The organism is Verrucosispora sp. WMMD703, assembly GCF_049178935.1.
Lineage (GTDB): Bacteria > Actinomycetota > Actinomycetes > Mycobacteriales > Micromonosporaceae > Micromonospora > Micromonospora sediminimaris.
In genome coordinates this window covers 5,724,861-5,748,152 of sequence record NZ_JBMHMM010000004.1, presented here as the reverse complement: position 1 = coordinate 5,748,152, position 23,292 = coordinate 5,724,861, and the positions used below count along the sequence as shown (strand labels likewise).

Below are 23,292 nucleotides of genomic sequence, written 5' to 3'. Positions count from 1 at the left end.
GGTGCCGCACACCGGCGTGCGTAGTCGTGGTCGCGCGACGGTGCCGCACACCGGCCGGCGTTCCGGTGGAGCGCCGTGGTGAGCGAATGCGGGAACAGCAGCCCGCCGCTGGCCCGTTCCACGCTGGACCGCGCGGCGCACCGGCGTACCGATCCGCAGTGGCTGGCCCAGGCGTGGGCCGGAGCGCGGGTGCTGGTGCTGGACGTCGAGGCGGGTGGGCGGGCCCTGGTGCGTACCGACACCGCCGTGCCGGAGCTGGTGCTGGTGGCTGCCGACGACCTGCCGCCGGCCCTCGCCGCCGGCGCGATGTTCCTCGGTGTCGAGCCGGACGGAGCGCCGGTCTTCTGTGTACACGGCACCCTGCCGGTGGTGCCGGAGACCCGGTCGGCCCAACTACGCACCATCGGGCACCTGCTCAGCGACCGGGACGCCGGACTGTTCACCACCGCGTTGGCCCTGACCAACTGGCACCTGCGGCATCTCTACCACCCGGTGACCGGTGAGCCGACCCGGGCGGACGAGGCCGGCTGGACCCGGGTGGACCCGACCGGCGAGCGGGTGTGGCCGCGGACCGACCCGGCGATGATCGTGCTCGTGCACGACGGGATCGACGGCGGCGAGGGCCGGTGCCTGCTCGGCAACAACGCCACCTGGCCCAGTACGAAGCACGGGCGACGGTTCTCCTGCCTGGCCGGCTATCTGGAGCCGGGGGAGTCGGCCGAGGCGGCGGTACTGCGCGAGGTCCGCGAGGAGGTCGGCGTCGAGGTTTCCGGCATCACGTACGCGGGCAGCCAGGCATGGCCGTTTCCCGGCTCGCTGATGCTCGGCTTCCTGGCCATCGCCGACCCGGGGTGCCCGCTGCGGCTGGATCCGGCTGAGATCGCCGAGGCGCGCTGGTTCTCCCGGCAGGAGATCGAGGCGGCGCTCGCCGGACGGACCGTCGAGGTGGGTGACACCCGGCTGCTGCTGCCACCACCCTCGTCGATCGCGCTGTTTCTGGTGCACCGCTGGCTCGACGGGGACTGCTGAGCGGCGATCTGGAGTGCGGCCCCGGTCCGTGACCGTCGTTGCCGCGGCGGTCACGGACCGGGGACACGGGCCGTCGTGGTCGGCTGGGTGAGGAACTCGGCGGGGGAGCCGGTCGACCACGACGGACGGGTGGTGGTTCAGGTGCCGGGCCAGCCGGGGGCGGCTCGTTGGTGGTGTGCGTCGTCCAGCGGCAGCACCTTGACCCGCTGCTTACCGGAGCGTACGGAGCCCACGGTGGCGATCGCGCGGGCCAGCAGCAGTGCGGCGTCGCGGTCGTCGGCGTGGACGACCTGGCGTCGTGGCTCGGGCCGGGCGGTCTCGTCCCGCAGCCGCTGGCCTCCGGCCCAGGCAGCGGTGATGTCGGCGTCGGCGGCGGCGCGAATGTCGGTGCGAACGATCAGGAACCGCATCTGGGTCTCCGGATGTGTCGCGACGGGTGGAACCGTGGAAGTTCCACGTCACTACCCCGCCATCGTACGCCCGGCGCTCGTCCCAGCAAGTGAAACGCGCCCAACGGTCCGCAGACCCGACCGATCATCCGATCCCTGCTCAACGTCGGTGCGGGACAGACGACGACGGGGCCGCCGGCTGAGCAGCCGGCGGCCCCGCAGGCGTACGCGCTAGTGGTTGTCGAACTGACCGTTTCTGGCACCGGAGATGAAGCCCTGCCATCCCGCCCGGCCGAACAGCAGCACCGGGCCGCCCCGGTCCTTGCTGTCGCGCAGCGCCACCGCGGCGGGACCGTCGGACAGCGGTGCGACCTCCACACAGTTGGAGGTCTGGCTGCGCGTACTGGTGCGCCAGGGCGCGCCCGCGAGTTGGGCGAGGACGGATGGTGTGTTGCGGAACTCGTTCATCGTTGCGCTCCTGAGGTGAACCGATGGAACGAGTGGCACCGCACGTCCCCACGGTGGGCCGGTGCTGGTCACCGTTCCGTCAGGCGCCCGGAGGAACTGCGGCGTTGGGCCGGCGCCGTTGCCGGACCACTCGCCACAGTGGGCGGGGTCGCCGCGACGGACAACCGTCCCGACGAGTCGATCAGCCAGGAGAGGGTGTCCGTTGCGGAGAGTGCCGCCGTGCATAGCCACTCGAACACCACTTTATAGCGATTTAGGGTGATTACCTCGGTCGACATGACGTCGGTGAAGCCACCTTCGATGGCGAGCGTCTCCGGATCGAGGGGGTCGGCGAACCGATAGACCGAGAACGCGGTCGGCGGGAGGTACCACTGGCCGATCGGAGTGTCCCGGGGAAGCACGTGCAGCGTGACGTTCGGCAGCATGGCCAGCTCGCAGAGCTGCGCCAACTGCTCATGGAGCACATCGGGTGGCCCGGCCCGGTGGCCGAGCGCGGACTCCTCCAGCACCGCGGTGTAGCGGGGTGGGTCGGTCTCCCGGGTCAGCGCCGACTGTCGCGCCAGTCGGGCCCTGATCTCCGTCTCGATCTCGTCCTCGGCCTCCGGGGCGCCGGCAGCCTGGTCGACCTGCCAGGCCGAAGAGATCCGCATCCGCGCGTACCCGCTGGTCTGCAACAGCCCCGGCACCAGCACCGGGTTGTACTCGGAGATCTCGGCGCAACCCGCCTCCAGCTCGGCGAAGCCGCGCTGCTGTTGCGTCATCGCCGGATAACGCTTCAGCCATCCACGCATGTCGCCGGCTTCGTGGGTGATGCCGAGCAGCTCCAGCCGGAGGGCGTCGTCGACGTGGTACAGGTCGAGCAGGTCCCGGACGTCGGCCGGATCGGGGCGGCTGCGGCCGTTCTCCAGGCGGGACAGTTTGGACGCGGACGCCCAGCCGACGCGTTCGATGACCTGGTCGCCGGTGAGTCCGGCGGCTTCGCGCAAGCGGCGCAGTTCGCCGCCGAGCCGGCGGCGGCGCAGGATCGGGCTGGGTGCGGCAGGAGGCACAGTGTCCTCTTTTCCGTCGACCGCCGCGGACGCGACGGTAACTGTATGAAATTCGCCCCCCACGGTCAGTATGGACGTCGCGACCGGCGCCGGAGGTACCGGCGGAGGGCGTGTCATCAGAAATACGCAGACCCGACAGCGACTCCGGTCGGCGCGATCCGCGTCGCCGGCTCCGCCGAAACCGCCCGCCGCACCGAGTCGCGCCACCGGAGGATCAATGCGCACCGTCCTGAGTCGCCCGGACTTCCGTCTGCTCTTCGGTGGGCTGTTGGCCAGCATGACCGCCGAGTCGATCCTCCTGCTGGCACTCGCTGTCTGGGTCAAGGACCTCACCGGATCGGACGGCCTCGCCGGTGCCACGATCTTCGTCATCCTCGCGCCACGCACGCTGGCGCCGCTGGTCGGGTGGTTCGTCGACCGGTATCCACGGCGCCCCTTCTTCGTGGCCACCAACCTCGCGACGGCGCTGCTGCTCACCCCCCTCTTCGCGGTCCGCGACGCGGGCGACATGTGGCTGATCTACGCGGTGGCCGCGCTGTACGGGTTGTCGAACCTGACCGTCGGGGCGGTGCTCAGCCGCCTGGTGCGGGAACTCGTGCCGCCGGACCTGCTCGGCGAGGCGAACGGGGCGTTGCAGACAGCACGGCAGGGACTGCGGTTGATCGGCCCGCTCGCCGGTGCCGGCCTCTACGTGACGCTCGGGGGTTGGCTGCTGGCCCTGGTCGGAATGCTCGGATTCCTGGTCGCGGCCGTGGTGGTCGGCGCGCCACGGGCGGTCGCGGTGCCCGGCACGTCGTCCGCGTCGCACACGCCGCCCATGTCATCCGCGTCAGGCAGGTCGTCCGCGCCGCACACCTCGTCCGTCGCGTCGGCCGGTGGCGCCGAGCACCGACCGCGCTGGCCGCAGGAACTGGCCGCCGGGCTCCGCCACCTCGCGGGCGAGCCGGCACTGCGGCGGGCGCTGCTCGGATACGGCCTCGGTTCGCTGGTGATGGGCTTCACCGAGTCGTTGATCTTCGCGTACGTGGACCGGGGGCTCGGGCGGGAACCCGCGTTCGTCGGCGTGCTCTTCACCGTGCAGGGCATCGGCGGCCTGGTGGGTGGGCTGCTCTCCGCAGCCGTGCTGCGGCGGGTCGGTGAGCTGGGTGCCCTGGCCGTCGGGGTGGCGCTGTTCGGACCTGCCGCGCTGATGTTGGCGTACCCGAATCTGTGGCTCGGCCTCGCCGCGGTACTGGTGGCGGGTCTGTCGCTGCCGTTGACCCTGGTCGGGCTGCACACCCTGATTCAACGACGGACACCGCCGGAACTGCTCGGCCGGGTAGCCGCCGCCGCCGAGGCGGCGGTCAGGTGCCCGCAGGCGTTCTCGATCGGCATGGGCGCGCTCGTCGTCGCCCTGCTCGACTACCGGCTGGTCTTCGCGTCGGTCGGTGTGGCGACCCTGCTCGCCGGCAACTACCTCTGGCGTGGCCGCCACCTGAGCCCACCATCCGAGCCGCCGGTACGGCCCTCGGTGCCCGCGCAACGCCGAGCACCCGAGGCCGAGGTCGGTGCCCGCGCTCGAACCCCCGACCCCCTCCGGCGCAGTTGACCATGAAATTGTTGCCCAGGTAGCTGGCTACCTGGGCAACAACCTCATGATCGACGCGGGAGAATGCGGAAGCGTTCTGGTGCGGTCAGGCGGCGATGCTCGCCAGGTGCTGCTTGACCTGGTTGATCGACGGGTTGGTCAGCGCGCTGCCGTCGGCGAAGCGCAGCGTGGGCACCGTCTGGTTACCGCCGTTCACCTGCATCACGAACGTGGCGGCCGCTGGATCCCGCTCGATGTCGACCACCTGGTAGGCGATCCCCTCCCGGTCGAGCTGCGACTTCAGCCGGTAGCAGTAGCCGCACCAGGGAGTGGAATACATCGTGAGCATGGTCAGATCCTCCAACGTCGCGCCCGGTGGCTTGCCGATCAAGCACAGGCTATCCGCTGCAACGTCCGGGGAAGCTGCGACAATTCCCCGCTGTGGTGGTTAACTCCGCGTCCGAACGCGTGCTCGCCGGGCTCGATCCGGAGCAACGCGCGGCGGTGACCGCCCCGGCCGGCCCGGTCTGCGTGCTCGCCGGTGCCGGTACCGGCAAGACCCGGGCCGTCACGTCCCGGATCGCGTACCGGGCACTGACCGGTGAGATATCGGCCCGGCATGTGCTCGCGGTCACCTTCACCGCTCGGGCCGCCGCGGAGCTGCGGCAGCGGCTCGCGGTGGCCGGCGTGGCCAGCGTGCAGGCACGCACCTTCCACGCCGCGGCGCTGCGCCAGGTGCGCTACTTCGCGCCTCGGCTGCTCGACGGCCGGGCCATGCCCGAGTTGCTGGACAGCAAGGTCCGGTTGGTCACGCTCGCCGCGGCGCAAGCCGGCCTACGGGCCGACCGGACTGCGGCCCGGGATCTCGCCGGTGAGATCGAATGGGCCAAGTCCTCCCTCGTCGAGCCGGGTGAGTACGTGGTGGCCGCCGCCAAGGCGCTGCGGGAGACGTCGCACGAGCCGGCGAAGGTGGCGGAGGTGTTCGCCGCGTACGAGAGGCTCAAGCGGACCGGCGGAGTGATCGACTTCGAGGACGTGCTACGTGCGGCGGTCTGGGGGATCGAGGAGCATCCGGACGTCGCCGAGCAGGTCCGCAACCAGTACCGGCACTTCGTCGTCGACGAGTACCAGGATGTCAACCCGTTGCAGCAGCGGCTGCTGGACGCCTGGCTCGGCGGACGGGACGACCTGACCGTGGTCGGGGACGCCTCACAGACCATCTACTCGTTCACCGGGGCCACCTCGGCCTACCTTGTCGACTTCCCGCGTCGGCATCGGGCGGCCACCGTGGTCCGGCTGGTCCGCGACTACCGGTCGACGCCGCAGGTGGTCGGGCTCGCCAACGCGGTCATCTCGCAGGCGCGGGGCACCGAGGCACGGCTGCGCCTGGAACTGGTCGGGCAGCAGCCGGCCGGCCCGGAGCCGGAGCGGCGGATCTTCACCGACGAGCCGGCCGAGGCCGCCGCGGTCGCCGCCCGCTGCCGGGCGATGATCGACGCCGGTACCTCGGCCCGCGAGATCGCTGTGCTGTTCCGCACCAACGCGCAGTCCGAGGCGTACGAGAAGGCGCTCGCCGAGGCCGGCGTGCCCTACCAGGTCCAGGGGGCGGAACGGTTCTTCGAACGCGCCGAGGTGCGCCAGGCGATGGTCGCGCTGCGGGCGGCGACCCGGTCGGTACCGGGTGAGACCCCGTTGCGGGCGGCGGTGGTCGAGGCGCTGGCCGGCGTGGGATGGGCACCGGATGCTCCGCCGCCGGGAGGTGCCGCCCGGGAGCGGTGGGAGGCGCTGGCCGCGCTGGTGCAGCTCGCCGAGGAGTACGCGGCCACGCCGGAGATCCTGCCGCTCGGCGTGGCCGCCGCGGTGGAGCGTCCGGTCACCCTGGCCAGTTTCACCGAGGAGCTGGCCCGGCGGGCGGCCCAGCAGCACGTGCCGACCGTGGACGGCGTGACGCTGGCCTCCCTGCACTCCGCGAAAGGGCTGGAGTGGGACGCCGTCTTCCTGGTCGGCCTGGCCGAGGGCACTCTGCCCACCACCTACGCGCGCACCACCGAGCAGGTCGAGGAGGAACGCCGACTGCTCTACGTCGGTATCACCCGGGCCCGGCAGTGGCTCTGGCTGTCGTACGCCTCGGCGCGCTCACCGGGCGGCCGGCCCCGACGAGCGAGTCGATTCCTGCCGCAACTTGCGCCCGCCGGTACGACGGAGCGGGTCGACGCGGGCCGACCGGGGCGGGCCCCGCAGCGGCGGGCCGCAACCCGGTTCGTGTCCTGTCGGATCTGCGGCACCACTCTGCTCGCCGGACCGGACCGCAAGCTGGGCCGGTGTGCCACCTGTCCCTCCGACATCGACGACGAGCTGCACGAACGGCTGCGCGAGTGGCGGTCCCGGGTGGCCGGGGCACAGAAGGTGCCCGCGTATGTGGTGTTCACCGACGCGACGCTTGTGGCGCTGGCCGAGCGGCGGCCGGGCCGGGCCGAGGAACTGGTCGCGATCGCCGGAATCGGGCCACGCAAACTGGGCCTCTACGGGGAGGCGGTGCTGGCGTTGGTGGGGGGCGCGACCGTCGACGAAATCTGCCCGCAGAAAACTTTCTGAATCCGACCGTTAATTCGTTTGCCCTCGCCCGGCCGGCCGGCATAGCCTCAGGGCACACCTCGGAAGGGGGCCCTGTTCGGGCTGCTCACGGGGTCTGTTTCCGGGTCGACCACGAGTGAACGTCAAGGAGGTGGCACCGATGGAGAGCTACATCTACCAGCGTCCGACGGCGCTGCCCGTTGCCGTCGCTCCGCTGTCGGCTGCCCTGACGACCGCCGCTCCGCTGACGGACGTCCGGGCCACCACCGTCGCTGCGCGACCGTGGGCTCCGCAGGTGCACCGGGCCGAGATTCAGGCCGAGCTGATCCTCGCACCGGTCACGAACGGGCTCCAGGGGAGCAGTGGCTTCACGGGCAAGGGCGTCGATGGCGTCAACAAGCGGATGGACGTCCGCGGTGTTCCACCTCGAGGTAGACCGGTCTGACCACAGACCACCGGCTCACCTCGAGGCCGCGGAACCCGCACACCGGGATCCGCGGCCTCAGTTTTTTGCACCGCCGAAGTACGTCGGAACCGCGATCCACGAGATCGCAGTGAGAGAGAGGTGACCGGGCGATGAGTCTGGCGTTGGCCCCGCTCGACGTGAGCGTCGAGGTGGAGGCGAACCTGCCCTGCCGGAAGTTCGACCCCGACCTGTGGTTCTCCGACTCGCCCACCGAGCTGGAACTGGCCAAGTCGCTCTGCGGGGACTGCCCGCTGCGCGTCGAGTGCCTGGCCGGTGCGGTGGAGCGGGCCGAGCCGTGGGGCGTCTGGGGTGGCGAGATCTTCGAGCGTGGCGCGGTCGTTCCGCGCAAGCGGCCCCGTGGCCGCCCGCGCAAGGAGGACGTCGCCCGTGACGCCGAGTTGCGGGTCGAGGCCGAGGCGCGGCTGGCGGCCAATGGGCTCGCCGCGTCGCGCAGCGCTGTCCGGCTGGCTGCCTGACATGTTCCCGATTCAGACCGACCCCGCCGGTGTCGCACCGGCCGAGAGAAAGCTGACCACCGTGCTGCACCTTCCGAACGGAGCCGAGATGTACCTACTCCACGAAGCGTTGTCGAGGGCTCGAATGCTCCGGCCTCAGGCCGGTCGCACCACCACGAGCACTGAGGCAACCCGATCCGCCCGTACCATCGCCATGACCGGCCGTGCCCGGTCAGCCCGCGAACTGGGCGTTCTGTAGGACGAACACGCTGACGGTGGGCGGGGACCTTCGGTCCCCGCCCACCGCGTCACCACTCAACCGACCGGAGCAAATCCCGGTAGCCAGCGTTCCAGGATGCCCCGGTAGGGGGCCTTGGCCTCCAGTTGGCACAGCACCCCGATCGATCCGAGCGTCACCCGGTGGATGAGCAGGTAGGACGGCGGCAGGTTGAGCTGTCGGCTGAGCTGATAGGCCGGGGAACGAGGGCTGGCCAGCCGGGTCGCTTCGGCGCGCAGCCAGGCCCGGGTGAACCGGAACTCGTCGGCGGCGATCGGCTCCAGCATCGGACGCAGGAATTCCAACAGGGCGCGCGCGTCGATCGGCTCCGCGCCACTGACGAAGCCCTCGGCCCGCAGCCCGGCCTCCACCCCGTCGGCGTCGCCGCGCAGGGCCAGCCCGGCGATGCGGCCGATCGGTTCCGGCGTACCCTCCGGCATCCGAGCCACCGCCCCGAAGTCGATCACGCCCAGCCGGCCGTCGGGCAGCAGCCGGAAGTTACCCGGATGCGGGTCGGCGTGCAGCAGCCCGGCCCGAGCCGGCGCGGAGAGATGGAGAGTGGCCATCAGACGGCCCGCCTCGTCGCGTTGCTCCTCGCTGCCGGACCGGATGATGTCGGCCAGCGGCGTGCCCTCGATCCACTCGGTCACCAGGACGCGGGACGAGGCGAAGCAGACCTCCGGCACGTAGATCTCCGGGTCGTCGGCGTATCCGGCGGCGAAGGCACGCTGTGACTCCGCCTCCAACTCGTAGTCCAGCTCCTCGGTGATCCTCTCCCGCAGCTCGGCCAGGAGGGGCTTGATGTCCAGCCCGGGCTGGATGGCCCGGAACATGGCTCCCAGCCGGGAGAGCTGCTTCAGGTCGGCGAGCAGGGCGTCACCGGCGCCGGGATACTGGATCTTCACGGCGACGCTCCGGCCGGAACCGTCCGGTAGCCGCCACACCGCCCGATGCACCTGCCCGATGCTTGCCGCCGCGGCCGGGGAATCGTCGAAGCTCACGAACCGGTCCCGCCAGGCCGGCCCCAGCTGCTCCGCCAGCACCTTGTGCACGCTGGCGGCGGGCAGCGGCGGCGCGGCCTCCTGGAGTTTCGTCAGCGCCTGCCGGTAGGGCGCGGCGATCTCCTCCGGAAGGGCGGCTTCGAACACCGACAGGGCCTGACCGAACTTCATCGCCCCGCCCTTGAGTTGGCCCAGGACGCTGAACAACTGCTCGGCCGTGCGTTGCTGGATCTCGGCGGAGATCACGTCGGAGGCGAGCCCGGTGACGCGCTTTCCCATGCCGAGGACGGTCCGTCCGGCGAAGCCGAGCGGCAGAGCGGCGAGCTTGGCGGTCCGGGACACGGCCCGGCGCGGGATGTCGGTCACTTGGTCATTGTTACCGACTCGGCTGGCCCGCTGCTGCCGTGCAGCCGCACCCGTGCTGCCGGTGCACCGGTCAGCCGCCGCATCGGCAGCGCGGGTGCGGCGGCCAGTAGCGTCGCCGGAGGCTACCGGGAGCCAGCACCTCGACCGATCCGCCGAGGGTCTCGGGTGTGCCGCCATCGAGTTGGCTCAACGCTTCGCCGACTGCGTATCCGGTCGCGGCCAGCAGGAGACTCACGGCACAGGCCGGGGCGGGCGGGGTGCTGGCGAGCTGGGCCGCGACCGTGGGCCAGCCGGGGTCCCGGTCGGCCCGGTGCAGGTCAAGACAGCTCAGGCAGGGGCCGACCGGTGGCCGTACCAGCGGGCCGACCGCCGGAATTCCCTCCCGGATGTCCACCAACAGGTGTGGTTGTCGCCGTTGGGCGTGACCGGCGGCCAGCAGCGCGGCCGGCCGGTCACAGCCGAGTTGCACGACCAGGTCGGGGCGGGGCCGACGCAGCGGGCCGGTACCGGTGCCGGGGGCGGCCCGCTGTACCGCGGCCCGGGCCGCGGCGTCGAGCGGACTGCCGATCTCGGTGGCGGCGATACCGGTGCCGACGAGATCGAGCGGACGAACCACCCCGGGCAGGTCGGGGTGGACGTGGCCGACGCCCGCCTGGGCCAGTGCCACCGCGATGGCGGGGCCGAGCGGACCGCCGCCGGTGACCGTCACCCGGGCGGCCAGGCGGCGCCGGAGTACCTGGGCGGGGGTCCCCGGCAACCGGGCGGTGGCCAGCGCCAGCGCGCCGGCCTCGGCGGCGAGCCGGGCCCGGCGCGGCCCGGTGAGGTCCCGGGGTAGAAGGGTGTGCGCTGGCACCACCAGACCGGCGGTGCGCAGGGCGTCGAGCAGCGCGCGAGCATGCTCCGGGCGGACTCCCGTGCCGGCCAGCACCTGCCGTTCGCTGCGGGTGCCGTCGAGCAGGTCGAGCAGCCGGGCCGCCCGGGGGTCGGCCACCTCGACTAGGACCGCCCGCTCCCGACCGAGCCCGAGCTGAAGGGTGTGCCGGTCGCGCCAGAGTCGGGTGAGCCCCGGCAGCAGGCGGGGGCGGGGGGAGGACGGTCGTTCGGCGGTCCGCGTCATGAGCACGAATAGTGACCGCGTCCAAGCTTTCCGTCGATCGTTGTCCACAGGTGGCCGGCCCTGGATCCAGGGCTGTCCACAGGCTTCGGCGAGTTATCCACAACCCGCGAGTACTACTGTCGGTGGTCCGACAGTCACCGCGCAGGCGAGCGGGGGGTGGTCGCAGGCCACCCCCCGCTCCAGTGCGCGTACGTCAGACCTTCGCCTTGCCCAGGATGCGGTTCACTGTTGTGCCACATACCGGACACTTGCCCTTGGCCATGTTCATGCCGGTCTTCGAGACCTCCACACGGCCTTCGAAGTCCCGCTTCTCCTTGCACTTGACGCAGTAACCGTTGTAGGTCTGGGCCTGGTCGGCCACGGTGTGCCCTCCTCGTGTCGTCCACCGGTCGATAACGACCCGGTGGGTCTCCCGGTGGCGGTCGCTCAGGGCGCCCGGCGCCGGTCCTGTCCGCTGGCCACCTACGTGACCACCGGTTGGCGGACCCTACCCAGGTGTGGGCGGTTCCATGTCAGCTGCGCATTGCCACTGTGAGCAAGGCGACGTCGAGAGTGTGCACGCCGAAATGGGTCAGATCAGTCAGTTTGCCGGGGACACGCCGACCAGCATCCCGCAATTGCGCTGGTGAGGGTGTCGAGCAGGGGTCCGACCCCCCGATTTGAGCTCCGCCGCGATGATCACTTACCGTGTTGGTCGGCCCGGGTGTGACACCTCGGCGGTCACCACGAAGGGTGACCGTGACGGCTGCCCCGGGTCCGGCAAAGAATTTTTTCGGGACTCCTGGCGACCAATCCCCATTTTCCGGACGCGTGTCGGGGGGTTGACTCTTGCGGACCCCTGGTCACAACGCATTAGCTTGCCAACGTGACAGCAAACCGAGGCTGCGCGGTCCACTGATGGCAGGGCCGCGGAAGCCGGTCGTCGAGGTACGGCGCAGCCAGCGTCGGCGACGCACGGTGTCCGCCTACCGCGACGGGGAGCGGGTCGTGGTCCTCATCCCCGACCAGTTCTCCCGGGCCGAGGAGAGCGAGTGGGTCGACCGGATGCTCGCCCGGCTGGCGGCCCGGGAGGGGCGCCTGGTCCGCTCCGACGCCGAACTGCTGGCCCGCGCCGGCCGGCTGATCAAGCTCTACCTCACCGAGTACGGCAACCAGGCCCTGCCGGCCAGCGTCCGGTGGGTGAGCAACCAGAATGGGCGGTGGGGCTCCTGCACCCCGGCGGACCGTTCGATCCGGCTGTCCCACCGGATCCAGGAGATGCCGGACTGGGTGATCGACTACGTGCTGCTGCACGAGCTGGTCCACCTCATCGTGGCCAGTCACAACGCGCAGTTCTGGGCCCTGGTAGGCAGGTACCCGAAGACTGAACGGGCGCGCGGCTATCTGGAGGGCGTGGCGGCCGTCGCCGGCGCCCCTTGACGGACCTCGGGGCCGCGGTACCGCAGCGGTAGGGTCGGTGAATGGCCCGACGTGTGGTGGTGGCGCTGCTCGCGCCGGTCGCCTGGACGCCGCCCGGTGTCGACCCGGTGGACTGGCGCAGCGCGCTCGCTGAGGATGTGGTTGACCTGCTCGCCATGCTCAACGAGGTGGACACCGCGGTCGCGGTCACGAGAGCCGACCGCTGGCTGGCCGACGCGGTGATCTGGCCCGGCACGACCGTGTACGAGGTGCCCGAGCCGAGCCCGAACGCGGTGTTCGCCGCCCTCACCGGTGCCCGCGGCCCGGCCGGAACGGATCCGTCGACCGGTGCTGGGCCGGCGGACGGGACCCCGGCGACGGTCGACAGCTACGAGCAGGTGGCGGTCGTCGCGGGCGATGCGCCCGACCTGCCCGGACTCACCGTCGGTAAGTTGCTGCGTCCGCTGACCAGCCGGCCGGTAGCGGTCGCCCCGGCCGAGGGCGGCCTGCCCGGGTTGCTCGGGGTGGCGGCCCGGCTACCCGTGCCGTCCTGGCTGCCACCGCTGGACATGGACGCCACGGTGCCCGCGGCCGTGCGGGCGGCGGCACCCCGTCCCGGCGACCTGGCGGTGACCCCCTCCTGGCACCGACTGCGCGGTCCGGCGGATCTGGCCCGGCTCGATCCGGCACTGGACGGGTGGGAGCACACCCGGTCGCTGCTGTCCGGGGCCGGCCGAAGCGGCTGATGTCGCCGCCTCGGCGCGGCCGTGCCCGGCCTTTCAGCTGCGGCCCTCGCCGCCCTCGGTGTCGTCGCGGCGCTCCGTCTCGCCCGGGGCCTTCTCCTCCGGGCCACCCGGGGCGGAGAAGTCGAAATTCTCCAACTCGGTCATCAGGTCCACGTCGGCCATGGCGAAGGCCACCGGGTCGGCGAAGTCGTCGTCGGAGGGAAGCAGGTCGGGGTGCCCCCACAGCGCGTCCCGGCCGGCGATCCCCCGGTGCTCGGTGAGCGCCGCCCAGAGCGCCGCCGCCTCGCGCAGCCGACGGGGCCGCAGCTCCAACCCGACCAGGGCCGCGAAGGTCTGCTCGGCCGGACCGCCGGCCGCCCGGCGGCGACGGAACGCCTCGCCCAGCGCCACGACGTTCGGCAGCCGGCCGTCGGCAGCCCCGTCGACCACGTGGCAGACCCAGCCCTCCACCAGAGCGAGCGCGGTTTCCAGCCGGGCCAGCGACGCCTTCTGCGTCGGGCTGTCCTCCGGTGTGAAGATGCCCTCCAGGGCGATCGCCTGCATCGACTCCGGGTCGGTCGGGTCGACCCGTCCCATCGCCTCCTCGATCGCCTCCCGATTCACCCGGATGCCGGCGGCGTACGTCTCGACGGCGTTGAGGACATGCCCCCGCAGCCACGGAACGTGCTCGAAGAGCCGCTGGTGCGCCGCCTCGCGCAGGGCCACGTAGAGGCGGACCTCGTCCTCGGGGAGTTCCAGCCCATCGCCGTACGCCTTGATGTTGGCGGGGATGAGCGCGGCCGTGCCGGCCGGTCCGAGCGGCAGACCGATGTCGCCGGCGGAGAGCACCTCCGCGGCGAGCGACCCGAGGGCCTGGCCGAGCTGGCCGCCGAAGAGCGCGCCACCGAGGGTGGCGACCATCGACTGCATCGGGCCGAGCTGGGCCCGGGCCTCCGGGGGGACCAGGTCGCCCATCGCGCCGACCATCCGGCTGGCCACCGGGTCGCACAGCTTGCGCCAGACGTCGAGCGTCTTGAAGATCCACTCGTTGCGGTTCCAGGACACCGTGTTGCGGATGCCCGAGGGCAGCGCGGAGGCCGGCTCCAGCCAGAGGTCGGCGATGCGCAGCGCCTCCTCCACCGCGTGACGCTCGTAGGGGGAGACCGCCGGGTCGCCCGCCGCGGCGAGCTGACTGGCCGCCACCTGACGAGCCAGGTCCCAGTTGACCGGCCCGCTGCCCGACGCGGAGAGCAGGTGCTGCAACTGCGACATGAACTGCTGCATCTGCGCAGGGTCGTTGGGGTCGGGCGGCTGCCCACCCGGTAGCGCGAAACCGAACGGAATATCAGGCACGACGTCTACGGTACGCGCGCCGGGCCAGGAGCCGCCGCCACCACGGTTCCGCTCAGGGCGAAGTCGTTCGTCGTGCCGACCGGGAGCCGCGACCGGGATCGGTACGCTCTGCCGCATGAGACGTCGCGGCCTGACCGTCCTGCTCGGTGCCCTGCTCACCGCACTGCTCAGCATCGGGGTGCTCGGCGCGCCCGTTCCGTACGTGGTGCTCGGACCCGGCCCGACCGTCGACACGCTGGGCCAGGAGGATGGCAAGGAGGTCATCCAGGTCACCGGCCGGGAAACCTCCACCTCCGCCGGCCAACTGCGGCTGACCACGGTGGGGGTGCAGCCCGGCGTCAAGCTCCGCTCGGCCATCCAGGGCTGGCTCTCCGACGAACAGGCTGTGGTGCCGCGGGAACTGGTCTACCCGCCGGGGGAGACCCAGGAAGAGGTGGAACAGCGCAACGCCGAGGACTTCCAGGTCTCGCAGACCAGCGCGGAGACCGCCGCGCTGCGGGAACTCGGCTACGAGGTGCAGGTCGTGGTCAAGACGGTCGCGGCCGACGGGCCGTCGGCCGCGGTGCTGCGCCCCGGCGACGTGGTGACGTCGGTAGACGGTGAGCCGGTGCCGTTCGCCTCCCGGCTGACCGAACTCATCCGGGCCAAGCCGGCCGGCACGGCCCTGCGGATCGGGTACACCCGGGACGGCGCCGCGCGAACCGACACCATCACCAGCCAGGAGCACGACGGTCGGCCCCGGATCGGGATCGAGATCGAGCAGCAGCAGCCCCACCCGTTCACCCTCTCCTTCGACCTGAAGGACATCGGTGGCCCCAGCGCGGGTCTGATGTTCGCCCTGGGCATCATCGACAAGCTGACCCCGGACGACCTGACCGGCGGTCGGATCATCGCCGGCACCGGCACCATCGACGACTCCGGGCAGGTAGGCCCGATCGGTGGCATCCCGCAGAAGTTGGTCGGAGCGAAACAGGCCGGCGCCACCGCGTTCCTGGTGCCGGCGGCCAACTGCGCCGAGGCGGTCCGTAACCGGCAGCCGGACCTGCCGTTGGTGAAGGTGGGCACGCTCGACGAGGCGTTGGACGCGATGGCGACGCTGCGTTCCGGGGGCGAGCCGGCGTACTGCTGAGCCGCGCGGCATGACCTTGCGCTCACGCTTTCAGGAACACCCCGTACTCTGGGTGCCTGGTCGGAGCCGATCATAACGAGCGTGCGGAGCCAACAGTGGTCATGCGTAGCAGCAGCCCCCTGCCGAGGATGAGCCGACGCGGACGCGTCACGATCGGGGTCCTGATCGGGGTGTTCGTGCTGTTCACCCTGCTCGGCTGGGGAGTGCAGGCCTGGACGGACTGGCTCTGGTTCTCCGAGGTCGACTACACCGAGGTCTTCCGGGGGGTGCTGGTCACCCGGCTGCTGCTCTTCCTGGCCGCGGGCCTGGCGATGGCGGCGATCGTCGGCGGCAATCTCTGGCTCGCGCAACGGCTACGCCCACGGATGCGACCCCACTCACCGGAACAGGCCACCCTGGAGCGGTACCGGATGCTGCTCGGCCCCCGACTGGGTCTGTGGATCACCGCGGCCGCCGCTGTCGTCGGCCTCTTCGCCGGACTGTCGGCGCAGAGCCGCTGGAACCAGTGGCTGCTCTTCCTGCACGGCGGCAACTTCGGTGTGGACGACCCGGAGTTCGGCGTCGATGTCGGCTTCTACGTCTTCCAGCTGCCGTTCTGGCGGTTCCTGCTGGGGCTCGGTTTCACCTCGGTGGTGCTGGCGCTGATCGGCGCGCTGGCCGTGCACTACCTGTTCGGCGGGGTACGCCTGCAGGGCGTCGGCGACCGGATGAGCAACGCCGCCCGGGCCCACCTGAGCACGCTGGTCGCGGTCTTCGTCCTACTCAAGGCCGTCGCGTACGTGCTGGACCGGCGAGCGATGCTGTTGGAGTACAACGACGGCGTGAACGTCTACGGCGCCGGTTACGCCGACATCAACGCCCTGCTGCCGGCCAAGGAGATCCTCGCCTACATCTCCGTGGTGGTCGCGATCGCGATCATCGTGTTCTCCAACGCCTGGATGCGCAACCTGGTCTGGCCGGGCATCTCGTTGGCCCTGCTCGGCGTCTCCGCGGTGGCGATCGGCGGCATCTACCCGTGGGCGGTGCAGACCTTCGAGGTCAAGCCCAGCGCCCGGGACAAGGAGGCGCCGTACATCCAGCGCAGCATCGACGCCACCCGCGCGTCGTTCGGGCTGGACATCACCCAGAGTTCGGCGTACTCGGCCAACAACCTGAACCCGCCGGAGAGCCTGGCCACCGACACGTCAGTGGTGCCGAATGTCCGGCTGCTCGATCCGCAGCTGGTGAGCGAGACCTACACCCAGCTCCAGCAGGTCCGTGGCTTCTACGACTTCGGTCCCAAGCTCGACATCGACAGGTACACGCTGAACGGCGCCACCCAGGACTACGTGGTCGGCGTACGTGAGATCAACTACGGCGAGCTGACCGCGCAGCAGAGCAACTGGATCAACCGGCACACCGTCTACACCCACGGCTACGGGGTGGTGGCCGCGCCCGCGAACCGGGTGGTCTGCGGTGGGCAGCCGTTCTTCGTCTCCGGTTCGCTCGGCGAGCGGTCGCAGGAGTCGTGCGCCGCGCCGACCGACCTGATTCCGGCGAGCCAGCCCCGGATCTACTTCGGCGAGCGGATGGCCACCGGTGACTACGCCATCGTCGGCAAGCCGAACGCGGACGCCAACCCGGCCGAGTTCGACCGCCCGGCGGGCGAGAGCGGCGAGGACGGTGAGGGACCCGAGTCGTACTACACCTACACCGGTTCCGGCGGCGTCGAGATCGGCTCGTTCACCCGTCGCCTGCTCTACGCCATCAAGGAGCAGGAGGCGAACTTCCTGCTCTCCGAGGCGGTCAACGACAACTCCAAGCTGCTCTACGTGCGTAACCCCCGGGACCGGGTGGAGAAGGTCGCGCCGTTCCTCACGCTTGACGGTGACCCCTACCCCGCCCTGGTCGACGGCCGGGTGCAGTGGATCGTCGACGGTTACACCACCGCCGCGACCTATCCGTACGCGGAACGGGTCAACCTCCAGCAGGAAACCACCGACGAGCTGACCGGCCGGGGCACCATCCAGCTGGCCCGGGAGAACGTCAACTACATCCGCAACTCGGTGAAGGCGACCGTCGACGCGTACGACGGCACTGTGGTTCTCTACGAGTTCGACGAGAACGACCCGGTGCTCAAGGCGTGGAACAAGGCGTTCGGCGGTGACCTGATCAAACCACGCGCCGAGATCCCGCCGGCGCTGGCCGACCACTTCCGGTACCCGGCCGACCTGTTCAAGGTGCAGCGCAACCTGCTGACCCGGTTCCACGTCACCAACCCCGGCGACTTCTACTCCGGCCAGGACTTCTGGCAGGTGCCGAACGTGCCGGACGCGCCGGACAGCGGGCAGAAGCAGCCGCCGTACTACCTCTACACGCAGTTCCCGGGCCAGGATGCGCCACGCTTCCAGCTCACCAGCGCGGTCACCCCCAACGGTCGGCAGAACCTGGCCGCACTGATCTCCGGTTCGTACCAGGACGGCAGGCCGACGTTGCAGGTGTTGGAGCTGCCGGACCAGACGGCGATCTCCGGTCCGGTGCAGGTGCACCAGCGGATGACAAACACCAACGCCACCATCCGGCAGCAGCTGAACCTGCTCTCCTCCAACCAGGCCCAGGTGCAGTACGGCAACCTGCTCTCGCTGCCCTTCGGCAACGGGATGCTGTACGTCGAGCCGGTCTACGTCAAGAGCAACCAGCAGGACGCGTATCCGCTGCTGCAGAAGGTGCTGATGTCGTACGGCGACGGGGGCTCCTACGTCGTCCTGGCGGACAACGTCGCCGACGGCATCAAGCAGCTGGTCGAGCAGGGCAAGCAGGCAGCCGCCGGTAACCCGCCGCCGCCGGCCGGAGGTGAGGAGCCACCGCCCGAGGGTGAGGAGCCACCTCCGTCGCCGACAGCCACTCCGTCGCCGAGCGACGCCCCGCCGCTCACCGGCGACCTCGGTGCGGCCGCCGAGCGGGTACGGGCCGCGATCACCGAGGTGCGTGCCGCCCAGGCATCCGGGGACTTCGAACGGTACGGTCGGGCGCTGGCCGCGCTGGACGAGGCGCTCACCGCCTTCCAGCAGGCTCAGCAGGCGGCGGGCACCAACGGCACGCCGAGCCCGCCAGCCCCTTCCGGTAGTCCCTCACCGACCGGCTGACCGACTCACACGGTGAAGCCCGCGGCTCGGCGTTCCTCGCCACTGCCGCGGGCTTCACCGTGTCTGAGCGGCGACTGAGCTGAGCGCCCACCGGAAATCGGCGGTGTGGCGGCGGTGGAACCGGGCGTTCCGTGGGTCGTTTTGCGGGCAGCGGGGGTGGTGCGCTACGGTGGATCTACCGACGCGGGGTGGAGCAGCTCGGTAGCTCGCTGGGCTCATAACCCAGAGGTCGCAGGTTCAAATCCTGTCCCCGCTACTGCGAGAAGAGGTCCCGGATTCGTCCGGGGCCTCTTTCGGTCATCCAGGGCAGGCGGTGGTCCAGCGGGGCGGCACCCCGACCCCCGGGCGTTACGGGTGGGGCTGGTGATGGAGCCCGTTACGGATGGGGTAGGCTGGTCCTACCGACGCGGGGTGGAGCAGCTCGGTAGCTCGCTGGGCTCATAACCCAGAGGTCGCAGGTTCAAATCCTGTCCCCGCTACTGCAATGAAGTGGCCCCGGATCCGTCCGGGGCCACTGTCGTTGTCCGGCTGTCCACGGCGTCGACCCGAGCGTGTTCGGCCGGCCGAGGTTGCGCGTCTCGGCGAGGATGGGCGCATGTCTTCCTTCGGTAGGTGGTGGGGGCGGCTCGGCACGCTCCTGGGTACGGTCGTGCTTACGGTTTTCGTTCCGGTCGCGGCGTGGGCGTCGACCGGCACCGGCGAACTGGTGGTGGAGGCGGCTCGACGGCGCGGGCGCGGTTTCGGCGTCTTCGGTTTCCTGAGTCTGCTCTGCTGCCTGGCGGTGGTGGCCGTGATCGTCCTGCTGGTGATCCGGATGACCCGCCGCCGGCGCTGACCAGCCGTACCGAGGCCGTGCGCGCCCTGGCGGTCGGGCGGTGGACCGCCAGCGGCGGTACGCCCGGCACATGGTCTACTTGTCCGCGTGGAACTTCTGCACTCGGGCAAGGTGAGGGATGTCTACGCCGAGGGCGATGACCTGATCCTGGTCGCCTCCGACCGCGTCTCCGTCTACGACGTGGTGCTGCCGACCCCGATTCCGGACAAGGGCAAGCTGCTCACCGCGTTGTCGCTGTGGTGGTTCGAGCAGCTGGCCGACCTGGTACCCAACCACGTCATCTCGGCCACCGACGTGCCGCCGGAGTTCGCCGGCCGGGCGATCCGCTGCCGCCGGCTCGAAATGGTTCCGGTCGAGTGCGTCGCCCGGGGTTTCCTCACCGGTGGCGGCATGAAGGAGTACGAGAACACCGGGAGTGTCTCCGGCGTCGAGCTGCCGCGCGGGCTGGTCGAGGCGTCCATCCTGCCGGAGCCGATCTTCACCCCGTCCACCAAGGCGCCGGCGGGCGAGCACGACGAGCCGATGACCTTCGCCGAGGTGGTCGACAAGGTTGGCGCGGAGACCGCCGACCGGCTGCGGCGGCTGACCATCGACGTGTACTGCCGGGGCGCCGAACTGGCGGCCGACCGGGGCATCCTGGTCGCCGACACCAAGATCGAGCTTGGTTGGGCGCCGGACGGCACCCTGGTCCTCGGCGACGAGCTGCTCACCCCGGACTCGTCCCGGTTCTGGCCAGCGGAGTCCTACCAGCCAGGGCGCGCCCAGTTCTCCTACGACAAGCAGTACGTACGGGACTGGGCGGCGCGTAGCGGCTGGGACAAGCGGAGCCCGGCTCCGGAGTTGCCCGCCGATGTGGTCGACGCCACTCGGGCCCGTTACGTGGACGTCTACGAGAAGCTGACCGGCGAGCGCTGGTAAGAGCGACCGGCAATAGGACTGGCGGGCCGGTCCGTCGCTATTCGCCGCTGCGGTGGCGGCCGACGTGCTGCTCGGCGGGGACGGTCGCGGTGATGATGCGTACCGTGGTGCCGGCCGACCCGGTCTCGACGTCCATCGCGTCGGTCAGCTCGCGGGCCAGCCAGAGGCCCCACCCGCCGGCCGTCTCCGGCGCGGGTCGGCTGCGGTTGTCGAGATTCTGGGTGCTGATGCCCGGACCGTGGTCGGCGACCTCGCACAACACCAGGCCGGGCTCTTCCCACAGCCGCAGCCAGCCCTGTCCGCCGCCGTGCCGCACCGCGTTGGTGATCAGCTCGTTGACGGCGAGCACGAAGTCGTCCAGCCGGTCGTCGCGCAGCCCGGCGGTGCGCGCGCAGGCGGCGACCGAGTGTCGGAGCTCGGTCACCTGGGCCTGGTCGAAGGCATCGGCGATCAGGAGGGCGTGTTCGATGGGCACCACCGTACGCGGTGGGGGAGATCCTGCGTTCGTCATGGCCCCGTCCCGACAGAGATCGCAGAGGTTTACGCGGCTTTTACCACCGTACGTCAGGGTTGGTCGAGGTGCATTGGCCGCAGGGGGCCCTGAGGGCCTGTGGCATCGTGGCGCACGTGCCTGCTGCCGGTGGTTTCGAGGTGCCGCTCTGGCGGGCCGTCGCGGTCTTCCGGGTGGCCTCCCTGGCGTACGTCTGTGTGGTGTTGATCCGCGACGCGGACCGCTACGCCCATCCCCTCGCCGCGACGGCGCTGGTGCTGTTCATGGCGTTCTGGACGGCCGTCACCGCGATCGGGTACGCGGATCCGGCGCGGCGTGGCTGGCCGCTGCTCCTGGCCGATCTGGGCGTGGTGGTGGCGATTCTGCTGGCCACCCCGTGGGTGATGGGCCGGTCGGCCCTCGACGCGGGGCTGCCGACCCTCCCGGTGGCCTGGCTGAGTGGGCCGGTGCTGGCCTGGGCCGTCTGCGGCGGGCGGCGGCGGGGCGCGGTCGCGGCGCTGGTGCTCGGCGCGACCGACCTGGCGACCAGGGGCATGGTCACCCCGAGCGCGTTCAACGGAGCGATCCTGATGCTGCTCGCCGGCGTGGTGGTCGGGCACGTCGCCCGGCTGACGGTGACCGCCGGGGAGCGGCTGCACCGGGCTGTCGAGTTGGAGGCCGCCACCCGGGAGCGGGAACGGCTGGCCCGCGACATCCACGACTCGGTGCTCCAGGTGCTCGCGCTGGTGCAGCGGCGGGGTGCCCACCTCGACGGGGAAGCCGGCGAACTGGCCCGGCTGGCCGGGGAGCAGGAGATGGCGTTGCGCTCGTTGATCTCCGGTGCCGGACCGCTTCCGGCGGGTGCCGCCGACGCACCGGTGGACCTGCGTACGCTGCTCGGCCGGCACGCTTCGGCCACCGTGTCGCTGTCCGCACCGGCGGGCCCGGTGCCGCTGCCCCCGGCGGTGGCCCGCGAACTGGCGGCGGCCGTCGCAGCGGCGCTCGACAACACGGTCCGGCACGGCGGCGGTCGAGCCTGGGTGCTGGTCGAGGACGAGGGGTCGGCGGTCACCGTGTCGATCCGGGACGAGGGGCCGGGTTTCCCGCCCGAGCGGCTGAACGAGGCGGCGGCCCAGGGACGGTTGGGTGTTGCCCAGGCCATCCGGGGGCGGCTGGCCGACCTGGGCGGTACCGCCCGGATCAGCTCGACACCGGGTGCCGGCACCGAGGTGGAACTCACCGTGCCGAGGAGGCAGTCATGAGCGGCGTACGCGTGATGGTCGTGGACGACCACCCGATGTGGCGGGAAGGGGTGGCTCGTGACCTGGCCGAGGCGGGCCACGAGGTGGTGGCCAGCTGCGGTGAGGGCCGCCAGGCGATCCGGGTGGTCGCCGCGGCCCGTCCCGACGTGGTGGTGCTCGACCTGCAACTGCCGGACATCTCCGGCGTCGAGGTGATCAACGGACTGCGGACGGCGCACCCCCCGGTGCGGATACTCATGCTCTCGGCCAGCGGTGAGCAGCAGGGCGTGCTCGACGCGGTGAAGGCCGGCGCTACCGGCTACCTGCTCAAATCCGCCGGGCTGGCGGAGTTTCTGGAGGCGGTGCGGCGCACCGCCGCGGGCGATCCGGTCTTCACACCCGGCCTGGCCGGACTGGTCCTCGGCGAGTACCGCCGACTGGCCGCCGGGGGTGATCACGCGGCGGCCGACACCCGGGACGCGGCACCCCGGCTCACCGACCGGGAAACCGAGGTGCTGCGTCTGGTGGCCAAGGGGATGTCGTACCGGCAGATCGCCGAGCGGCTCGGGCTGTCGCACCGTACGGTGCAGAACCACGTGCAGAACACGCTCGGCAAGCTCCAGTTGCACAACCGGGTGGAGCTGACCCGGTACGCGATCGAACGCGGCCTGGACGACTAGACCGAGTGCGGCGGCCGGGTCTCGTGCACGGCCAGTTCCTCGGCGCTGGCCCCGCCACCGGCGGCCCCCGCGTCGTACGCGATCGAATCGGTCTCCTGGTCGGTGTGCGCCCCTTCGTCCGGTTCGACCAGCCGGCCGACGGTGGCGTCCGCGCTGGTGCCCAACCGGTCGTGGTCGTAGAGGGAAACCGGGGACTTCGGGTCGGAGGTGGGGCCCGGATCGATCACGTCGGCGTCGAGCTGCGCCTGCGCCGCCTGCTCCCGGCTGTCCGCCTCGGCCGCGATGTCCGGGTCGACCGGTCCGGCCAGCGGGTCGTCGACCGGCAGCTCGAACCGTTCCCGGCCCAGCTTGTAGTCCAACGACTCGCCGTCGAGCTGTTCCTCGGCGGTGGTGCCGAACTCGTCGACCGCCACCGGCGTCCGGTCACCGGGCAGCTGAGCCGGTGCCGGGCCGTCCGCTTCCCGTCCGGTCAGCACGTCGTCCCCGGCCGTCGAATCGTCGTCGGCGGTGTCGGGCAGGCCGTCGGCCTCGGGATCGGACACGGGGGTCGGGTACTCGTCGTCGCGCATGACTGACCACTACCCGTTGCCCTCCCGCCGTAACCGGTCCAGGCGGGGCGGTTGGTCGGCCGGGGCCGTCA

The 23,292-nt window shown here is 71.2% G+C and carries 23 protein-coding genes and 2 tRNA genes; 15 read left to right on the top strand and 10 right to left on the bottom strand.

Going from position 1 to position 23,292, the window contains the following annotated elements; all coding sequences use genetic code 11:
- Positions 1–78: 78 nt before the first annotated feature.
- On the top strand, positions 79–1,029 hold the full coding sequence (gene nudC, locus ACN26Z_RS26690; protein WP_421463901.1) for an NAD(+) diphosphatase: 951 nt from the start codon (positions 79–81) through the stop codon (positions 1,027–1,029).
- Positions 1,030–1,166: 137 nt separating this feature from the next.
- On the opposite strand, the gene ACN26Z_RS26685 is transcribed toward nudC, so the two are convergent.
- From ACN26Z_RS26685 to ACN26Z_RS26675, 3 genes are all read right to left on the bottom strand, one after another.
- A complete protein-coding gene (locus tag ACN26Z_RS26685; protein WP_093405137.1) occupies positions 1,167–1,439 on the bottom strand; it encodes a hypothetical protein in 273 nt (90 codons plus the stop codon).
- Positions 1,440–1,649: 210 nt separating this feature from the next.
- On the bottom strand, positions 1,650–1,886 hold the full coding sequence (locus tag ACN26Z_RS26680; protein ID WP_093405140.1) for a DUF397 domain-containing protein: 237 nt from the start codon (positions 1,884–1,886) through the stop codon (positions 1,650–1,652).
- A gap of 68 nt (positions 1,887–1,954) precedes the next feature.
- Complete coding sequence (locus tag ACN26Z_RS26675; protein WP_093405143.1) at positions 1,955–2,935, bottom strand: helix-turn-helix domain-containing protein; 981 nt, start codon at positions 2,933–2,935, stop codon at positions 1,955–1,957.
- A 217-nt stretch (positions 2,936–3,152) separates the two neighbouring features.
- Between ACN26Z_RS26675 and ACN26Z_RS26670 the strand changes: the two genes are divergently transcribed.
- Positions 3,153–4,523, top strand: coding sequence for an MFS transporter (locus tag ACN26Z_RS26670; RefSeq protein WP_421463898.1), 1,371 nt, complete (start codon positions 3,153–3,155; stop codon positions 4,521–4,523).
- An 85-nt stretch (positions 4,524–4,608) separates the two neighbouring features.
- Here ACN26Z_RS26670 and ACN26Z_RS26665 read toward each other — a convergent pair whose 3' ends face one another.
- Positions 4,609–4,851: a mycoredoxin gene (locus ACN26Z_RS26665; RefSeq protein WP_093405499.1), complete on the bottom strand. Its 243-nt coding sequence runs from the start codon at positions 4,849–4,851 to the stop codon at positions 4,609–4,611.
- Between the two features lie 92 nt (positions 4,852–4,943).
- Here ACN26Z_RS26665 and ACN26Z_RS26660 point away from each other — a divergent pair, with 92 nt between their 5' ends.
- From ACN26Z_RS26660 to ACN26Z_RS26650, 3 genes are all read left to right on the top strand, one after another.
- Positions 4,944–7,097, top strand: a complete 2,154-nt coding sequence (locus tag ACN26Z_RS26660) for an ATP-dependent DNA helicase UvrD2 (RefSeq protein WP_421463896.1) — start codon at positions 4,944–4,946, stop codon at positions 7,095–7,097.
- 139 nt (positions 7,098–7,236) lie between these two features.
- Complete coding sequence (locus ACN26Z_RS26655) at positions 7,237–7,521, top strand: hypothetical protein (protein ID WP_093405502.1); 285 nt, start codon at positions 7,237–7,239, stop codon at positions 7,519–7,521.
- Between the two features lie 131 nt (positions 7,522–7,652).
- Entirely contained in the window at positions 7,653–8,018 is a 366-nt protein-coding gene (locus ACN26Z_RS26650) for a WhiB family transcriptional regulator (RefSeq protein WP_093405152.1), read from the top strand.
- Between the two features lie 294 nt (positions 8,019–8,312).
- On the opposite strand, the gene ACN26Z_RS26645 is transcribed toward ACN26Z_RS26650, so the two are convergent.
- The 3 genes from ACN26Z_RS26645 to ACN26Z_RS26635 form a co-directional block, all read right to left on the bottom strand.
- Positions 8,313–9,641, bottom strand: coding sequence for an ABC1 kinase family protein (locus tag ACN26Z_RS26645; RefSeq protein ID WP_421463893.1), 1,329 nt, complete (start codon positions 9,639–9,641; stop codon positions 8,313–8,315).
- A 70-nt stretch (positions 9,642–9,711) separates the two neighbouring features.
- A complete protein-coding gene (locus tag ACN26Z_RS26640) occupies positions 9,712–10,758 on the bottom strand; it encodes a hypothetical protein (RefSeq protein WP_093405161.1) in 1,047 nt (348 codons plus the stop codon).
- A gap of 193 nt (positions 10,759–10,951) precedes the next feature.
- Positions 10,952–11,119: a DUF5679 domain-containing protein gene (locus tag ACN26Z_RS26635; RefSeq protein WP_012014940.1), complete on the bottom strand. Its 168-nt coding sequence runs from the start codon at positions 11,117–11,119 to the stop codon at positions 10,952–10,954.
- 536 nt (positions 11,120–11,655) lie between these two features.
- Between ACN26Z_RS26635 and ACN26Z_RS26630 the strand changes: the two genes are divergently transcribed.
- Positions 11,656–12,177, top strand: a complete 522-nt coding sequence (locus ACN26Z_RS26630) for a M48 family metallopeptidase (protein ID WP_093405162.1) — start codon at positions 11,656–11,658, stop codon at positions 12,175–12,177.
- A gap of 41 nt (positions 12,178–12,218) precedes the next feature.
- The gene (locus ACN26Z_RS26625; RefSeq protein WP_421463890.1) at positions 12,219–12,902 is read left to right on the top strand and encodes a hypothetical protein; all 684 of its coding nucleotides are present in this window, start codon (positions 12,219–12,221) and stop codon (positions 12,900–12,902) included.
- A gap of 33 nt (positions 12,903–12,935) precedes the next feature.
- Here ACN26Z_RS26625 and ACN26Z_RS26620 read toward each other — a convergent pair whose 3' ends face one another.
- Entirely contained in the window at positions 12,936–14,234 is a 1,299-nt protein-coding gene (locus ACN26Z_RS26620) for a zinc-dependent metalloprotease (protein ID WP_421463888.1), read from the bottom strand.
- 115 nt (positions 14,235–14,349) lie between these two features.
- Here ACN26Z_RS26620 and ACN26Z_RS26615 point away from each other — a divergent pair, with 115 nt between their 5' ends.
- The 6 genes from ACN26Z_RS26615 to ACN26Z_RS26590 all read left to right on the top strand — a co-directional run bounded on the left by ACN26Z_RS26615 (position 14,350) and on the right by ACN26Z_RS26590 (position 20,241).
- Positions 14,350–15,363, top strand: a complete 1,014-nt coding sequence (locus tag ACN26Z_RS26615) for a YlbL family protein (protein WP_093405169.1) — start codon at positions 14,350–14,352, stop codon at positions 15,361–15,363.
- A gap of 101 nt (positions 15,364–15,464) precedes the next feature.
- Positions 15,465–18,488: a UPF0182 family protein gene (locus tag ACN26Z_RS26610; RefSeq protein WP_170863443.1), complete on the top strand. Its 3,024-nt coding sequence runs from the start codon at positions 15,465–15,467 to the stop codon at positions 18,486–18,488.
- 182 nt (positions 18,489–18,670) lie between these two features.
- Positions 18,671–18,744, top strand: a tRNA-Met gene (locus tag ACN26Z_RS26605).
- A 149-nt stretch (positions 18,745–18,893) separates the two neighbouring features.
- Positions 18,894–18,967 (top strand) — tRNA-Met (locus ACN26Z_RS26600).
- A 116-nt stretch (positions 18,968–19,083) separates the two neighbouring features.
- Complete coding sequence (locus tag ACN26Z_RS26595) at positions 19,084–19,323, top strand: hypothetical protein (protein WP_139233146.1); 240 nt, start codon at positions 19,084–19,086, stop codon at positions 19,321–19,323.
- An 87-nt stretch (positions 19,324–19,410) separates the two neighbouring features.
- The gene (locus ACN26Z_RS26590) at positions 19,411–20,241 is read left to right on the top strand and encodes a phosphoribosylaminoimidazolesuccinocarboxamide synthase (RefSeq protein ID WP_421463885.1); all 831 of its coding nucleotides are present in this window, start codon (positions 19,411–19,413) and stop codon (positions 20,239–20,241) included.
- Between the two features lie 37 nt (positions 20,242–20,278).
- Here the strand turns inward: ACN26Z_RS26590 and ACN26Z_RS26585 are convergent, their stop codons facing one another.
- On the bottom strand, positions 20,279–20,752 hold the full coding sequence (locus ACN26Z_RS26585; protein WP_421463883.1) for an ATP-binding protein: 474 nt from the start codon (positions 20,750–20,752) through the stop codon (positions 20,279–20,281).
- Between the two features lie 116 nt (positions 20,753–20,868).
- Here ACN26Z_RS26585 and macS point away from each other — a divergent pair, with 116 nt between their 5' ends.
- Both macS and ACN26Z_RS26575 read left to right on the top strand, forming a co-directional pair.
- Entirely contained in the window at positions 20,869–21,993 is a 1,125-nt protein-coding gene (gene macS / locus ACN26Z_RS26580; RefSeq protein WP_421463881.1) for a MacS family sensor histidine kinase, read from the top strand.
- Positions 21,990–22,652 (top strand): response regulator, encoded by a 663-nt coding sequence (locus ACN26Z_RS26575; RefSeq protein WP_282236943.1) that lies wholly within the window; start codon positions 21,990–21,992, stop codon positions 22,650–22,652. The genes macS and ACN26Z_RS26575 overlap by 4 nt, the downstream gene beginning before the upstream one ends.
- On the opposite strand, the gene ACN26Z_RS26570 is transcribed toward ACN26Z_RS26575, so the two are convergent.
- Complete coding sequence (locus ACN26Z_RS26570; RefSeq protein ID WP_093405184.1) at positions 22,649–23,221, bottom strand: DUF5709 domain-containing protein; 573 nt, start codon at positions 23,219–23,221, stop codon at positions 22,649–22,651. The two genes, ACN26Z_RS26575 and ACN26Z_RS26570, sit on opposite strands and share 4 nt — an antisense overlap.
- Between the last annotated feature and the right edge of the window lie 71 nt (positions 23,222–23,292).